The 15,348-nt window shown below is 72.4% G+C and carries 14 protein-coding genes; 5 read left to right on the top strand and 9 right to left on the bottom strand.

The window, feature by feature from the left end; genetic code table 11:
* Nucleotide 1: 1 nt before the first annotated feature.
* The 3 genes from C4J65_RS26275 to C4J65_RS26265 form a co-directional block, all read right to left on the bottom strand.
* Complete coding sequence (locus tag C4J65_RS26275) at nucleotides 2-298, bottom strand: DUF4193 domain-containing protein (protein ID WP_003993510.1); 297 nt, start codon at nucleotides 296-298, stop codon at nucleotides 2-4.
* Nucleotides 299-703: 405 nt separating this feature from the next.
* A complete protein-coding gene (locus tag C4J65_RS26270; RefSeq protein WP_115744611.1) occupies nucleotides 704-1,948 on the bottom strand; it encodes a HAMP domain-containing sensor histidine kinase in 1,245 nt (414 codons plus the stop codon).
* Between the two features lie 6 nt (nucleotides 1,949-1,954).
* Nucleotides 1,955-2,608 carry a response regulator transcription factor gene (locus C4J65_RS26265; protein WP_003993508.1) on the bottom strand — a complete coding sequence of 218 codons (654 nt, stop codon included), beginning with the start codon at nucleotides 2,606-2,608 and terminating at the stop codon, nucleotides 1,955-1,957.
* Between the two features lie 427 nt (nucleotides 2,609-3,035).
* Here C4J65_RS26265 and C4J65_RS36405 point away from each other — a divergent pair, with 427 nt between their 5' ends.
* The gene (locus C4J65_RS36405) at nucleotides 3,036-3,209 is read left to right on the top strand and encodes a hypothetical protein (protein WP_205351064.1); all 174 of its coding nucleotides are present in this window, start codon (nucleotides 3,036-3,038) and stop codon (nucleotides 3,207-3,209) included.
* 834 nt (nucleotides 3,210-4,043) lie between these two features.
* Here the strand turns inward: C4J65_RS36405 and C4J65_RS26255 are convergent.
* Both C4J65_RS26255 and C4J65_RS26250 read right to left on the bottom strand, forming a co-directional pair.
* Nucleotides 4,044-4,862, bottom strand: coding sequence for an inositol monophosphatase family protein (locus tag C4J65_RS26255; protein ID WP_115744610.1), 819 nt, complete (start codon nucleotides 4,860-4,862; stop codon nucleotides 4,044-4,046).
* An 8-nt stretch (nucleotides 4,863-4,870) separates the two neighbouring features.
* Nucleotides 4,871-5,998 carry a ferrochelatase gene (locus C4J65_RS26250; protein ID WP_115744609.1) on the bottom strand — a complete coding sequence of 376 codons (1,128 nt, stop codon included), beginning with the start codon at nucleotides 5,996-5,998 and terminating at the stop codon, nucleotides 4,871-4,873.
* Nucleotides 5,999-6,160: 162 nt separating this feature from the next.
* Between C4J65_RS26250 and C4J65_RS26245 the strand changes: the two genes are divergently transcribed.
* Together C4J65_RS26245 and C4J65_RS26240 are read left to right on the top strand one after the other, a co-directional pair.
* Complete coding sequence (locus tag C4J65_RS26245; protein WP_115744608.1) at nucleotides 6,161-7,417, top strand: MFS transporter; 1,257 nt, start codon at nucleotides 6,161-6,163, stop codon at nucleotides 7,415-7,417.
* Complete coding sequence (locus C4J65_RS26240) at nucleotides 7,359-8,696, top strand: D-arabinono-1,4-lactone oxidase (RefSeq protein ID WP_115744607.1); 1,338 nt, start codon at nucleotides 7,359-7,361, stop codon at nucleotides 8,694-8,696. Before C4J65_RS26245 ends, C4J65_RS26240 begins: the two co-directional genes overlap by 59 nt.
* Here the strand turns inward: C4J65_RS26240 and C4J65_RS26235 are convergent.
* Nucleotides 8,620-9,552, bottom strand: coding sequence for a hypothetical protein (locus C4J65_RS26235; protein ID WP_115744606.1), 933 nt, complete (start codon nucleotides 9,550-9,552; stop codon nucleotides 8,620-8,622). The genes C4J65_RS26240 and C4J65_RS26235 overlap by 77 nt on opposite strands.
* Before the next feature lie 472 nt (nucleotides 9,553-10,024).
* Here C4J65_RS26235 and sepH point away from each other — a divergent pair, with 472 nt between their 5' ends.
* On the top strand, nucleotides 10,025-11,083 hold the full coding sequence (gene sepH / locus C4J65_RS26230) for a septation protein SepH (protein ID WP_115744605.1): 1,059 nt from the start codon (nucleotides 10,025-10,027) through the stop codon (nucleotides 11,081-11,083).
* A gap of 365 nt (nucleotides 11,084-11,448) precedes the next feature.
* Here sepH and C4J65_RS26225 read toward each other — a convergent pair whose 3' ends face one another.
* Nucleotides 11,449-12,300, bottom strand: a complete 852-nt coding sequence (locus C4J65_RS26225) for a sulfurtransferase (RefSeq protein WP_115744604.1) — start codon at nucleotides 12,298-12,300, stop codon at nucleotides 11,449-11,451.
* 235 nt (nucleotides 12,301-12,535) lie between these two features.
* Here C4J65_RS26225 and C4J65_RS26220 point away from each other — a divergent pair, with 235 nt between their 5' ends.
* On the top strand, nucleotides 12,536-13,339 hold the full coding sequence (locus C4J65_RS26220) for a VOC family protein (protein ID WP_115744603.1): 804 nt from the start codon (nucleotides 12,536-12,538) through the stop codon (nucleotides 13,337-13,339).
* Between the two features lie 50 nt (nucleotides 13,340-13,389).
* Here the strand turns inward: C4J65_RS26220 and C4J65_RS26215 are convergent, their stop codons facing one another.
* Both C4J65_RS26215 and C4J65_RS26210 read right to left on the bottom strand, forming a co-directional pair.
* Nucleotides 13,390-14,364, bottom strand: coding sequence for an MBL fold metallo-hydrolase (locus C4J65_RS26215; protein WP_240330508.1), 975 nt, complete (start codon nucleotides 14,362-14,364; stop codon nucleotides 13,390-13,392).
* Between the two features lie 51 nt (nucleotides 14,365-14,415).
* Entirely contained in the window at nucleotides 14,416-15,276 is an 861-nt protein-coding gene (locus tag C4J65_RS26210; RefSeq protein WP_115744602.1) for a class II fructose-bisphosphate aldolase, read from the bottom strand.
* Between the last annotated feature and the right edge of the window lie 72 nt (nucleotides 15,277-15,348).

Raw genomic sequence — 15,348 nt, 5'->3', positions numbered from 1 at the left:
CTCAGTCGCAGTCGCGGCAGATCGGCTGGCCGTTCTTCTCCCGGGCCAGCTGGCTGCGGTGGTGCACCAGGAAGCAGCTCATGCAGGTGAATTCGTCCTGCTGCTTCGGCAGTACACGGACGGCCAGTTCCTCGTTCGAGAGGTCGGCGCCGGGAAGCTCGAGGCCTTCCGCGGCCTCGAACTCGTCGACGTCGACGGCCGAGGCGGACTTGTCGTTCCGCCTCGCCTTCAGCTCTTCGAGGCTGTCCGAGTCGACGTCGTCGTCGGTCTTGCGTGGAGTGTCGTAATCGGTTGCCATGGTCGCTCTCCCCCTCTGGGTGTCTGCGGTGTCTTCAGCGCACGTAACGCGTGAGAGGCCGGACTTGTGCCCGACCTGAGGCGGAGATTTTGCCTCACATCAAGGTCTGTTACTCAATCGACACCCAACCGGACTCCTCACGAGTGATCGGCTTGGATGGCGATGGGGACCGTACACGGTCCGAATGCCGCACTTCAAAGGCGTCTCACCGTGTACTTCCCGTGATCGGGGGCCCTGAAAACCGGGATTTTCCCGGCTTTCCGACAGGGTGCATGATCACGGAGAGTAGAGAGCGGGAAAGCCTCCGCTGTGATCGATCACACACGCGTCTCCAAGGCCGGTGGCCTGGAAATTCCGCTCAAAGCGAACATCCTCGGGTCTCGGTGAGATGTCGGGGCCATGATCTCAGACGGGCAGGGTCACTCGCATCACGAGCCCTCCGCCCTCGCGCGGCTGGGCGGAGATGTGGCCGCCGTGCGCCCGGGCCACGGACCGCGCGATGGACAGCCCGAGGCCCACGCCCTTGTCGCTGCCCGTCCGCTCGGTGCGCAGCCGCCGGAACGGCTCGAAGAGGTTGTCCACCTCGTACGCCGGTACGACGGGGCCCGTGTTGGTGACCACCAGGACCGCCTGGCCGCTCTCGACGCCCGTGGTGACCTCCATCCAGCCGTGTTCGGCCACGTTGTAGCGCACGGCGTTCTGGACGAGGTTCAGGGCGATCCGCTCCAGCAGGACGCCGTTGCCCTGGACCACCGCGGCGTCGCGGGTGCCGCGGATCTCCACGCCCTTGCTCCCGGCCTCGGCGTGCACCTGGTCGATGGCCTGGCCGGCCACCTCGGCGAGATCCACCGGTTTGCGCTCGACGATCTGGTTGTCGCTGCGGGCCAGCAGGAGCAGGCCCTCGACCAGCAACTCGCTGCGTTCGTTGGTCGCGAGCAGCGTCTTGCCGAGTTGCTGGAGCTCCACCGGGGCGCCCGGGTCGGACAGGTGCACCTCCAGGAGCGTGCGGTTGATCGCCAGCGGTGTGCGCAGCTCGTGGGAGGCGTTGCCGACGAATCGCTGCTGGGCGGTGAAGGCCCGCTGCAGCCGCTCCAGCATGTCGTCGAAGGTGTCGGCCAGCTCCTTCAGCTCGTCGTCCGGGCCGTCCAGCTCGATCCGCCGGGAGAGGTCGGAGCCCGCCACCGCGCGCGCGGTGCGGGTGATCCGGCCCAGCGGGGACAGGACGCGTCCGGCCATGGCGTATCCGAAGGCGAAGGCGATCACGGCGAGGCCGAGCAGCGCCAGCAGGGACCGGCTGAGCAGGTTGTCCAGGGCGACCTTGCGCTGGTGGTCCATGCAGTCGCTGATGGCCGCGTTGAAGTCGGACAGCGACAGGCCGCCGTTGTCGACCACCGGACAGGTGCTGCTGGAGACCTTGAGGTCGGTGAAGTCGACGATCTTGTACAGCGGTTCGTTGCCGGTGCGCACCGCCTGGGCGGCGAGCAGGTAGATGATCGACAGCAGCAGGATGCCGGCGATCAGGAACATGCCGCCGTACAGCAGCGTGAGCCTTATCCGGATGGTGGGGCGCAGCCACGGCAAGGGCGTGGCCGAGCGCGGGTCCCACGTGGGCTTGGGGGGCGCCCCGGGGGGCGCGGGTGTCGTCGCCACGGCCGGTCAGATCCGGTAGCCGGAGCCGGGGACGGTGACGATGACGGGCGGCTCGCCCAGCTTGCGGCGCAGGGTCATGACGGTCACGCGCACGACGTTGGTGAACGGGTCGGTGTTCTCGTCCCAGGCCTTCTCCAGGAGCTGCTCGGCGGAGACCACGGCGCCCTCGCTGCGCATGAGGACCTCCAGGACGGCGAACTCCTTGGGCGCGAGCTGCACCTCCTTGCCGTCGCGGAAGACCTCCCGGCGGTTGGGGTCGAGCTTGATCCCGGCCCGCTCCAGGACGGGCGGCAGCGGCACGCTGGTCCGCCGGCCCAGGGCGCGCACGCGGGCGATCAGCTCGCTGAACGCGAAGGGCTTCGGCAGGTAGTCGTCGGCGCCGATCTCCAGGCCCTCTACCCGGTCGCTGACGTCGCCGGAGGCCGTGAGCATGAGCACGCGCGTGGGCATCCCCAGCTCGACGATCTTGCGGCAGACGTCGTCGCCGTGCACGAGGGGGAGGTCACGGTCGAGGACGACCACGTCGTAGTCGTTGACGCCGATGCGCTCCAGGGCGGCCGCACCGTCGTACACGACGTCGACGGCCATGGCCTCCCGGCGCAGTCCGGTGGCCACCGCATCGGCGAGCAGCTGCTCGTCCTCGACGACGAGTACGCGCACGTCGCTTGTCCTTCCTGTGTCCACCCGCGTAGCGCTTCTCGGACGCACGAGGGCAGGGGGCTGGTGGGTGTGTTGCCTCCATCCTGCCCTTTTCGGCCATAAGTCGGCTGTAAGTCGGGTGAGGGGCCGGTGACGAAGCAGAGCGCGGAAAGGCCTTGGAGGCGGGAATGCGAGATTTTCTCGCGCGGTTGAGGTTTCCGCGAAGAGGAGCTGGGGGAGGACGGCTTTACACCCCGCGATCACGCTCTGCCTGTACCGCGTTACCGCGCGGTACGCCGCGGTCCGCTTCCGCAGAGCGGGCGTGGGTGTCCGGCACGGTCGCCGCCCGGCAGGGCAGCGCTGGGCACTCCACCGGAGGCGTGATCGCCCCTTCCGATCGGCACACCCCCGTGCCAACGACCCACGACCCAGGACGAGGGGGCGCAGCATGGACGCTTTCACCGCAGGACTTCTGCAGCGCATAAAGACGACCGAGTCCGACCTGTCCCGGGCCCGCGACGAGGGCGACGAGTTCCTTGTCGAGGTGGAGCTGGGCGAGCTCGACGATCTGCGCCGTCTCGCTGCCGAGCACGGTGTGGAGGTCAGCGCGACCACCGCCTGATCGGCCCGCGGAGGACGAGGCCCCGGCGAGATCCAGCGCCGGGGCCTCGTCGTGCGCGTTGCCGTCCCGAGGTGAGTGGCCCGGCCCGTGGGCGACGGGCCGGCCGCGGTGCGTGCGGAGCGGTCTCGGGCAGAGCTGCCGCGCGGCGCGGGTGGGCTGCCGGGGCAGCGAGAGTGGCCGGGCCGGGCAGAGCGGGTGCCCTCGGCGGTCCGACCGCGGGCCAGGGCGGAGCGGTCTTCGAGAGAGGCCACGCGTGCCGTACGTCGCCGGTCAGCGAGCCTGTCACACGTGGAGACCGGTGCCGGTTCGGCCGGGCGACAGGCGAGGGCTCGGGTGGAGCCGGATACGGCTCGGGCCAGCGGGTGGCGGCTCGGCCAGGGTGTTCGCGTCGGACTGTCCAACGTGCCGCACGTGGCCGAACCGACTCCCCCCAGGACCCGGCGCCGAATCGGTCGGCCAAGGGCCCCGGACGCACGCGCCCGGCGTGGCGCCGACCGGGCCGCCCCGCACGGGCGTCACCGGCCGGCTCGCCCGGGAGGCGGCGCTGTGCGGGCGGGCCGGAGTACCCGTCGCGCGAGGAACCCGACGCGGGCCCGCTCGGGCAAAGGAACCGTCCGGACGCACAAGCCCGGCGTGACGCCCGACGGGCCACCCGAACCCGACGCCGGCTCACAGGGAAGCAGCCACCGTCCAGACGCGCCCGCCCGGCGTGACGCCCGACGGGCCACCCGCACGAACCCCGCCCGCGGCGGCGTCACCGGCCGACTCGTCAGCGGGCGCGACGGCGCTCCCCGCGGCGACCGGCGCCCACCCCTGCGTCCGACCGCCGGAGGCTTACGCTCCGAAGTCCGTCAGGAGCCGCTGGAGCGGTTCGAAGACGGCCGGAGTGGCGGCGATGGTCAGGGCGCCGGTGGGGCGCTCACCGGGGCGGCCACCGGTCACCGCGCCCGCCTCACGGGCGATCAGGTCGCCCGCCGCGAGGTCCCAGGGGTGCAGCCCGCGCTCGTAGTAGCCGTCGAGGCGCCCCGCGGCCACGTCGCACAGGTCGATCGCGGCCGAGCCGCCGCGCCGGATGTCCCGCACCAGCGGAATGAGCCGCCGCGCGATCTCCGCCTGCTCCGCGCGGACGTCGGCGACGTAGTTGAAGCCGGTGGAGACCAGCGCCTGGTCCAGCGGTGCCGCGGACCGGCAGGCGAGCCTGCGTTCACCCTCCCAGGCACCCGTCGCCCAGGCGCCGCCGCCCAGCACCGCGTGGTAGGACTCGCCCCGCATCGGGGCCACGACCACGCCGGCCACCCGCTCGCCGTCCTGCTCGGCGGCGATGGAGACCGCCCAGGTGGGCAGCCCGTAGAGGTAGTTCACCGTGCCGTCGAGCGGGTCGATGACCCAGCGGACGCCACTGGTGCCCTCCTCGGCGGCGCCCTCCTCGCCGAGGAAACCGTCGTCGGGGCGGCGGTCGGCGATCAGCCCGGTGATCAGCTTCTCCGCCGCGATGTCCATCTCGGTGACCACGTCGATCGGGCTGGACTTGGTGGCGGCCACCGCGAGGTCGGCCGGGCGGCCGTCCCGCAGCAGCTCGCCCGCGCGGTGGGCGGCCTCCTGGGCGATCTTCAGCAGCTCGGCGTGGAGCGGGGCGGGCGTCACGTCGGTCACGGGGGTCCTCACGCGTAGGGGCTGTCGGCGCCCGCGGCGGCGGGCCGGGGGGCACGGGCGGGGCAGCAGCCGAGCGGGCACAGGTTGTGGCTCGCGCCGAGCGTGCCCAGGGCGCAGGGCGAGACCTCCAGCCCGCGCTCGTCGCCCGCCCGCTCCAGAACCAGGTCGCGGACGGCCGCGGCGAACCGCGGGTCGGCACCCACGGTGGCCGAGCGGCGCACCGGCAGCCCCAGCTCCTCGGCCTTGGCGGTGGCCTCCGTGTCGAGGTCGTACAGGACCTCCATGTGGTCGGAGACGAACCCGATGGGGGCCATGACCACCGCGGGGACACCGGCCGCCTGCCGCTCCCCCAGGTGGTCGCAGATGTCGGGCTCCAGCCAGGGGATGTGCGGGGCGCCCGAGCGCGACTGGTAGACGAGCTGCCAGGGGTGGTCGACGCCGGTGCGCTCGCGCACGGCGTCGGCGACCAGCCGCGCCACGTCCAGGTGCTGGCGCACGTACGCCCCGCCGTCGCCGTGCTCCTCGACCGGGCCGGACGTGTCGGCGGCGGAGGTGGGGATCGAGTGGGTGCAGAACGCGATGTGCGCGCCGTCCCGGACCTCTTCGGGCAGCTCGGCGAGCGAGCGGACGACCCCGTCGACCATGGGCTCGACGAAGCCTGGGTGGTTGAAGTAGTGCCGGAGCTTGTCGATCTTCGGCAGCTCCAGGCCCTCGGCCTCGAGGGCGGCGAGCGCGTCCGCGAGGTTCTCCCGGTACTGGCGGCAGCCCGAATAGGAGGCGTAGGCGCTGGTGGCGAGCACCAGGATGCGGCGGCGGCCGTCACCGGCCATCTCGCGCAGGGTGTCCGTCAGGTACGGCGCCCAGTTGCGGTTGCCCCAGTAGACCGGCAGGTCCAGGCCGTGCTCGGCGAAGTCCTTGCGCAGGGCGTCCAGCAGCGCGCGGTTCTGGTCGTTGATGGGGCTGACCCCGCCGAAGAGGAAGTAGTGCTGCCCGACTTCCTTCAGGCGTTCCTTGGGGATGCCGCGCCCCCGCGTCACGTTCTCCAGGAACGGGACCACGTCGTCCGGGCCCTCGGGGCCGCCGAACGAGAGGAGGAGCAGGGCGTCGTAGGGGCTGGCATCGAGCACGTCTGGCATGCTCCGATCCTGCCACCCGGCACTGACAGCGGGGAAACGGTGGGTACCGGCCGCGCGTTTCACCACGATGCGAGGGATGTTTCCGAACATGCGGGCGAGTAAGCTGTATCGACTGCGGTCGCACCTTACCGAGCCGTAACCGAGCCGCTTCCGGAGACCTCGTTGGCAAGTCCCTACCGCGCCCTGTTCGCCGCGCCCGGCACCAAGGGCTTCTCCGCCGCGGGCTTCCTCGGCCGGATGCCGCTGTCGATGATGGGCATCGGCGTGGTGACGATGATCTCGCAGCTCACCGGGCGGTACGGACTGGCCGGGGCCCTGTCGGCCACCATCGCGCTGGCCGCCGCGGTGGCCGGACCGCAGGTCTCCCGTCTGGTGGACCGGTACGGCCAGCGCCGGGTGCTGCGCCCGGCGACCCTGGTGTCACTGACCGCGGCGGCGGTGCTGCTGCCCGCCGCGCACTACGGATGGCCGGACTGGGTGCTGTTCGCGGCCTGCGTCGGCATCGGCTGCGTGCCGAGCCTCGGCGCGATGGTCCGGGCCCGCTGGGCTGCCCTGTACCGGGGCACACCGCAACTGCACACCGCGTACTCCTTCGAGTCCGTGGTGGACGAGGTCTGCTTCATCTTCGGCCCGATCATCTCCATCGGCCTGTCCACGGCATGGTTCCCGGAGGCCGGGCCGCTGCTCGCCGCCTGCTTCCTGGCGACGGGCGTCTTCTGGCTGACCTCGCAGCGCGCCACCGAGCCGGAACCGCACCCGCGCGAGCACAAGGGCGGCGGCACGGCGCTGCGCTCCCGGGGGCTCCAGGTTCTGGTCGGCACCTTCGCGGCCACGGGGACCATCTTCGGGGCCGTCGACGTGGTCACGGTGGCGTTCGCCGAGGAGCAGGGGCACAAGGCCGCCGCCAGCCTCGTCCTCGCCCTCTACGCGGCGGGGTCGTGCACGGCCGCCATGATTTTCGGGCTGCTGCGCCTCGCCGGACCGCCGGAGCGCCGCTGGCTCCTGGGCGTGTGTGCGATGGCCGTGAGTATGATCCCCCTCCTACTGGTCGGAAGCTTGCCGTTTCTGGCCGCGGCGCTGTTCGTTGCGGGTCTGTCCATCGCTCCCACGATGATCACGACCATGTCCCTCATCGAAGAGCACGTACCACGCACGCAGCTCACCGAGGGCATGACCTGGGTGAGTACCGGACTCGCGGTGGGGGTCGCGCTCGGCTCCTCCGCGGGCGGCTGGGTGATCGACGCCTCCGGGGCGCGTGCCGGGTACGGGGTTCCGGCGGTGGCCGGGGCCGTCGCGGTCGCGGTCGGTTTCCTCGGGTACCGCCGGCTCAAGCGGCCGGAACCGCGTCGGGGAGGGACCGTTGAGCGGCACACGCACGGCGAGTGGCAGGACGAGCGGCCGGAACGGCACATGGCGTAACTGGGGCGGCAACGTCTCGGCGCGCCCCACGCGGGAGGTCACTCCCGCCTCCGTCGACGAACTGGCCGACGCCGTCCGCCGGGCGGCCGAGGACGGGCTGCGGGTCAAGGCGGTCGGCACCGGGCACTCGTTCACGTCGATAGCCGCGACGGACGGTGTGTTGATCCGGCCTCAACTGTTGACGGGCATCCGCAGCATTGATCGCGACGCCATGACGGTCACGGTCGAGGCAGGCACCCCGCTCAAGAGGCTCAACATGGCGCTCGCGCGTGAGGGTCTGTCGCTGACCAACATGGGCGACATCATGGAGCAGACCGTCTCCGGGGCCACCAGCACCGGCACCCACGGCACCGGCCGCGACTCGGCCTCGATCGCCGCCCAGATCCGGGGCCTGGAACTGGTCACGGCGGACGGCTCGGTGCTGACCTGCTCCGAGGACGAGAACCCCGAGGTGTTCGCCGCCGCCCGGATCGGTCTCGGCGCACTGGGGGTCGTCACCGCGATCACCTTCGCCGTGGAGCCGGTCTTCCTGCTCACGGCCCGCGAGGAACCGATGCCGTTGGACCGGGTCCTGGCCGACTTCGACGCGATGTGGTCGGAGAACGAGCACTTCGAGTTCTACTGGTTCCCGCACACCAACAGCACCAACACCAAACGCAACAACCGCAGCGCCGGTCCGGAGCGGCCGGTGGGGCGGTTCCAGGGCTGGCTGGACGACGAGTTCCTTTCCAACGGCGTCTTCCAGGCGGCCAACTGGGTCGGCCGCGCGGCACCCGCCACCATCCCCGCGATCGCCCGCATCTCCAGCCGGGCACTCTCCGCGCGGACGTACACGGACACCCCCTACAAGGTCTTCACATCCCCGCGCCGGGTGCGGTTCGTGGAGATGGAGTACGCCGTTGCGCGCGAGGCCGTCGTCGAGGTGCTGCGCGAACTGAGGACGATGGTCGACCGGTCACGGCTGCGGATCAGCTTCCCGGTCGAGGTGCGCACGGCCCCGGCCGACGACATCACGCTGTCCACCGCGTCGGGCCGCGACAGCGCGTACATCGCCGTGCACATGTTCCGGGGCACGCCCTACCAGGCGTACTTCACCGCCGCCGAGCGCATCTTCACGGCGTACGAGGGCCGGCCGCACTGGGGCAAGGTGCACACCCGGGACGCCGGGTACTTCTCCCGGGTGTATCCGCGCTTCGGCGAGTTCACGGCGCTGCGGGACCGTCTTGACCCTGACCGCCTGTTCCGGAACGACTACTTGCGCCGGGTCCTGGGGCCGTAGCCGAGGCGTCCGGGTCGGGGGCTCCGGTGCCGCCGGCACTCTCGTCGCCGGTCGCGTCCGGGGTGGGCGCCGGGCTGGACCCCGTACCGCCGCCCTCCGTCGAACCGCCGTCGGACGACGGGCTCCCGGCGGTTTTGTCCGGGGTCCCGGAGGGGGTGGGCGCCGGGGCGTCGTTCCCGGAACCGGAGTCCTTCGCGTCGCCCGAGTCACCGGAGCCCCCGGAGTCCCGGCCGTCCTGCGGGTCTTCGGCGCCACCGGACTCCCCGAACTCCCCCGAATCGGCCGCGGACTCGTTGTGGCCGGTGACGGCGCTGCCGACGGTGGTGCTGTGGCCGCCGCTCAGGTTCTGGCCGGAGGCGACCTCGTACACCGTGATCCCGGCCATGGTGACGCCGAAGACGAGGGCCGCCGCGACCAGCGGGCGGCGCCGGCCCTTGGTCCGCGCGCGGTAGACGGTGCCCTCGGTGAACTCTCCCGAAGCCGAAGCCGAAGCCGAAGCCGAAGCCGGGGCAGGGGCAGGGGCAGGGGCAGGGGCAGGGGCAGGGTTCGGCGCCGCGACCGGAACCGAGGCGGTCCGCCCGCCGATCCGCACGGTGGCGACGGTGCGCTTCACCCGGATCTGCTCCCCGGTGCGCTTGAAGAAGTGCTGGAGCACCGAGCCCCCGCAGGTCGCGACGACACTGATCAGACCGGCTCCGACGATCGTGCCGTAGACGCCGAAGGAGGAGGCGAGTTTGGCGGCCACCACCGCGGCCAGGGCGCTGCCCGCGACTTGGGGGACGCTCAGATCGATGCGCCTGGACTCCCCCTTCGAACGCACGTCCACCTCACCCGTGTCATCGGACCTTTCACGCATCGCCGGACCTTGCCTGCCTTTCCCGTACGGGATCGATCAACTGCATGAGAAAGGGACGTGCGACCGAAGCCACTAGTTCCGTTTCTGGTGATTGCGTGAAGTACGCCACGCCCAAGATCGCGGAAATCGCGCCAGGAGGGGCCGAGCGTCACCTCTTGCCAGAAGTTGGGCGGCGCGCCGATCCACGTACGTGGTCCGAATGGAGTACTGTTGCGAGCCCTGGAGCTGGTCTCCCGACAGGGGGTCCGGCACCTTGAAGGACCGCCGGGAGGGGGCTAGTTGCACAGGGTGACGAGGTTGGTCACTTAGCGTTGCGAACAGATAACCGTGCCATAACGGCGATCCAGGGCCCGCGCCCGACACGCCGGGCAACTCGGCAAGGTTGTGGCAGGCTGCACCCGGGCAGGCCACACTCGACAGAGCGGAAGCAGCGACGCACGTGACGTCGGCAGGCACCACCCGGGAGGTCCCCATGCCCGAACTGCGTGTCGTGGCCGTCTCGAATGACGGCACACGGCTGGTGCTGAAGGCTGCGGACAGCACGGAGTACACGCTTCCGATCGATGAGCGGCTCCGTGCCGCCGTGCGCGGCGACCGTCCCCGCCTCGGCCAGATCGAGATCGAGGTGGAGAGCCATCTCCGCCCCCGTGACATCCAGGCGCGTATACGTGCCGGTGCGACCGCGGAAGAGGTCGCCCAGATGGCCGGCATCCCCGTCGATCGCGTACGGCGCTTCGAGGGCCCCGTGCTGGCCGAGCGCGCCTTCATGGCGGAGCGGGCCCGCAAGACGCCCGTCCGCCGTCCCGGCGAGAACTCGGGGCCGCCCCTCGGCGAGGCCGTCCAGGAGCGGCTGCTGCTGCGCGGCGCCGACAAGGACACCGTGCAGTGGGACTCCTGGCGCCGCGACGACGGCACCTGGGAGGTCCTGCTGGTCTACCTGGTCGCGGGCGAACCGCACTCGGCGAGCTGGACGTACGACCCGCCCCGGCGGCTCGTCCAGGCCGTCGACGCGGAGGCACGCGCGCTGATCGGGGAGTCCGACGACCTCGCCGCGCCCGAGCCCAGCTTCCCGTTCGTGCCGCGCATCGCCCGACTGCCGCGCGACCGGCCGCTGGACCGCACCCTCGACCGGGAGCAGCGGGAGCGGCCGAGCCTGCCCCCGCCGCCGTCCGAGCCGGCCGACGACACCGCGGCCACCGCCTCGGCCGAGCGCGAACGCGACTCGCTCACCAGCCTGCTGGAGGCCGTGCCGAGCTTCCGTGGTGACCTGGTGGTGCCCGAGCGCGCTCCGGAGCCGGTGGAGGAGCCCGTCGAGGAACCCGAGGTGGAGGAGCCGCCCGCGCCCGCGGCGTCGGCCGGTTCCGCCTATGCCGACGTGCTCATGCCGCGCTCGGTGGCCAGCCACCGCGACCGCCTCACCGGCTCCACCGACCGCCAGGCCGAGGCCGACGGCGTCCGGCCGGGCCGCCGGGCGGCGGTGCCGAGCTGGGACGAGATCGTGTTCGGCACGCGGCGCAAGAAGCAGGATTAGTCCGGTCCTCGCGGGATGACGTGACCGCGGTCGGGGCCGCACCCGGGTGGGTGCGGCCCCGACCGCGTGTCAACGGCCCAGTGCGCGTGCGTCCTTGCCGCGGACGCGCCCGCGTGCGCAACCCCCGTCCCGTGCATGCGTCGCCCCGCCCGGGACGCGCGCTCTGCCGCCGGACCGGCCGACCCCTGCGGGTGCGGCCCTCGTACGGGCGCTGCCCCACCGTGGATGCGGGGGCCCATCCACCGGACCGGTCCACCGGACCGGCCGTCGTCCGCGCGGGCGCGCCCCCTGCCGCATCAGGGGACCCCTGCGCGGTGACCCGGGTCTCCTGCGCGCGAGACCGCCGCCCCCGCGCAGCGCACCTCCTACTGCGGGTCCGGCCCCACCGCGACCGGCCGGGCCGGGTCCGAGGACCACTCGGACCAGGAGCCCACGTACAGCGCCGCCGGGATTCCCGCCACCGCCAGGGCGAGCACCTCGTGAGCGCCGGACACGCCCGAGCCGCAGTACACCCCGACCGCGCCGTCCTCCGTGGCGCCGAGGGTCTTGAAGCGTGCCCGGAGTTCCTCGGCGGGCAGGAAGTGCCCGTCAGGGGCCACGTTGTCGGTCGTCGGTGCGGACAGCGCGCCCGGGATGTGGCCACCAACCGGATCGATCGGCTCGACCTCGCCCCGGTAACGCTCCCCCGCGCGGGCGTCGAACAGCACCCCGGACCGGGCCAGCGCGGCCGCCCCGTCCGCGTCCAGCAGCCCCGTCGCGCCCGGCGCGGGCGTGAAGTCGCCCGCCGCGGGCGCCGGCACGTCCGTCGACAGCGGCACCTCCCAGGACGGCAACCCGCCGTCGAGGACCCGCACGTTCGGGTGACCCGTCCAGCGCAGCAGCCACCAGGCGCGGGCCGCCGCCCACCCCTGCCCGCCGTCGTAGACCACGACCGGCCGCCCGTGCGACACGCCCGCCCGGCGCATCGCCGCGCCGAACTCCCCCACCTCGGGCAACGGATGTCGGCCGTTCACGCCGGGCGCGGAGGCGAGTTCGCGGTCCAGGTCGACGTAGACCGCACCGGGCAGATGCCCGGCCGCGTACTCGGCCCGGCCGTCGAACGGCGGGGCACCGGCCGCCTTCGCCGTGCTCAGCTGCCAGCGGACGTCGAGCAGGACGGGCGGATTGGCGCCCGCCAGTTCGTCGACGAGTTCGGATGCGGAGATGATGGCGTTCATGGCCCCATCCTGACGTACCGAGTGGCCGAGGCGTCGTTGTCGGGCTACTCTGCCCGCCGGACAGTACCGGTCACGAGGCGTACGGGTTCGGCCACATGCTGTACTGCTCGGGCAGGCGGGCTGCCCCACGAGCGCGAGCACGCCCGAAGCACGCACCGGATCCCGGTGCCGGTGCCGAGGCCCGTCGGAGCGGAAGCGGACGCACGGCCCGCGGAGGGCCGAGAAGAGGGTGACGATGACCGACGCACGGGGATCGGACAGCCGGTTCGGCGAGACGAACGCCCGACGCGCGCCCGGCACGCCCTGCTGGGTGAGTCTGATGGTGCACGGACCGGCCGCCACCCACGACTTCTATGGCGCCCTGTTCGGCTGGGAGTTCCGGCCAGGACCCCAGCAACTGGGCCCCTACGCGCGGGCGCTGCTCATCGGGCGGGAGGTGGCCGGCATCGGGCAGCTGCCCCCGGACCGGCAACTGCCCACCGCCTGGACGCCGTACTTCGCCTCCGACGACGTCAACCGGACGGCCGAAACGGTGCGTCTGTGCGGTGGCACGGTGGGCGTCGGCCCCCTGGACGCGGGCGAGGCCGGCCGCATGGCCCTGGGCTCCGACCCGGCCGGCGCCGTCTTCGGCATCTGGCAGGCGGCCGCCCACCTGGGCACGGCCGTCGCCGGAGTCCCCGGCACACCGGTGTGGAACGAGCTGCTGACCTACGAGACGGCGAGGGTCGCCAAGTTCTACGAGACGGTCTTCGGCTTCGAACCGGTCCCGGATGCCTCCCCCGGTCGCGACTACGTGACGCTCCACCTCGACGGCCGCCCCGTCGCCGGCATCCACGGCACCGGTGAGGCCCTGCCGCGCGACCGGGGGCCGCACTGGATGACGTACTTCGAGGTGGCCGACACGGACGAGTCCGCGGCGCGCCTCGTCGAGCTCGGCGGGCATGTCCTCTCCCCGGCCGACGACACGCCGCACGGCCGGGTGGCCACGGTGGCGGATCCGGAGGGGGCGCGGTTCGCACTGCTCGCGGTGCGACACTGACGCCCCGACCCCGGGCCCCTCCTCTCACGCGAGCGGCGACACCGCGAGGCTCAGTAGTCCCAGACGGTCGGCACGAAACGGAAGGCGTTGCCGGCGGCCGCCACATGGCAGACGGACGGGAACGGCAGGTGGGTGGCCATCAGGTGCTCGCCGCTCGCCGCCATCTCCGTCAGGAGCCGGATCCTGACCCGGGCGGACTCCTCGGGGTCGTGTTCGAAGCCGTTGAACCAGCCGGGCTGGTCGAACCCGCACTGGAACACGGCGTCGCCCGCGAACGTCAGCCGCTCTCCGCCCGACTCCAGGCGGATGATGCTGTGGCCGGGGGTGTGCCCACCGGTGCGCCTGATCAGCACACCCGGCGCCACCTCGAACTCCGTCTCGAACGGACGCAGCTGGCCGCGGTACACGTCCAGGAACCGCGAGGCGGTCTTGCGGAGCGTCTCGGGCACCTGTGCCGGCATGGCCGTGCGGGAGAAGTCGGGTGCCTGCCAGAACTCGGCCTCGGCGGCCGCCAGGTGGACCCGCAGGTCCGTGCGCAGCCGGCCCCGCAGGCCCTCGACGAGCAGCCCGCCGATGTGGTCCATGTGCAGGTGGGTGAGCACCACGTCGGTCACGGACGCGGGGTCGATCCCGGCCGCGTCCAGCCTCATGGCCAGCTGCCCTGCCCGGGGGAAGCCCGGGAACTCCGTACCCAGCCCGGAGTCGACGAGGATGGTCCGGCCCCCGCTGCGCACCACGGCCACGTTCAGCGGGTAGTCGATCACCTCGGGCGGCAGGAAGTTGTCGCTGAGCCAGGCGGACAGCTCGGCCTGGTCGGCGTTGGTGGCCAGTGTCGCGGGGTTGATCGAGAGCACCCCGTCGCTGATCACCGTCACGTCGATCTCGCCGACCTTCAGTGCGTAGCGCGACGGAACCGCCTCGTCGAGCCTCGGTGCGTCGGGGTGTGCGATGTCGGTCCGGTTCATGTTGTCGTCCTTCTGGAGAGCGTCGACCATGGTCATCGACGGGGTGACGAGTTCGGTCACTCCGTCCCTCTCTCTCCAAGACAGGGCAGGGGCCTGGTTTGTGACGGCCCCTCACACGTCCACTCGGCCGCTCACCACCCCGAGAAGGGCACGTACCGTCTCCGCCATGGCCTCCCGGCCGCGGGCGACGTAGGGGCGGGGGTCCGTCAGGTCGGGGCGCGCCGCCAGCGTCTCGCGGACCGCGCCGGTGAAGGCGATGTTGAGGGCGGTGCCGACGTTGACCTTCACGATGCCCGCCCGGACGGCCCGCCGCAGTTCGTCGTCCCCGACTCCCGACGAACCGTGCAGTACCAGGGGCACCGGCACGGCCTCCCGGAGTCGTCCGATCAGTGCGTGGTCCAGGGACGCGGAGCGTTCGGTCATCGCGTGGCTGCTGCCGACGGCGACGGCCAGCGCGTCCACGCCGGTGTCCGCCACGTAGCGCGCCGCTTCCTGCGGGTCGGTGCGCACCCCGGCCGCGTGGGCGCTCGCGGGGGCGTCGGGTTTGCCCCCCACGTACCCGAGTTCGGCCTCCAGCCACAGGCCCGCGCCGTGGGCCCACTGCGCCGCGGCGCGGGTGGCGGCGAGGTTCTCGGCGTAGGGCTGCGCCCCGGCGTCGAACATCACGGAGGAGAACCCCGCGTCGGCCGCCCCGCGCAGCAGCCGCGGGTCCGTCACATGGTCGAGGTGCAGTGCGACGTCGACGTCACAGGCCTTGCCGACCTCTGCCGCGGCCCGCGCGATCGGCTCCACCCGGCCGCCGTGGAACCGCACGGCGTTCTCGCTGATCTGCAGGATCACGGGGGCGCCCGCGGCCTCCGCACCAGAGGTGATCGCCTCGGCGTGCTCCAGCGTGATCACGTTGAACGCCGCGACGGCCCGGCCTGCGACGGCGGCCTTCGCGACGAGCTCGCGCGTGGGAACCAGGGGCATGGGGGTGTTCCCCTCGCTTTCGTGTTGCTTCTACGGTCGGTCGGTCCGGCCGGTACGGCGGTTGCCGTCCGC

Source organism: Streptomyces sp. CB09001 (genome assembly GCF_003369795.1).
GTDB lineage: Bacteria > Actinomycetota > Actinomycetes > Streptomycetales > Streptomycetaceae > Streptomyces.
The sequence above is the reverse complement of the archived record's forward strand: the minus strand, read 5'-3'. Positions and strand labels throughout refer to the sequence as shown.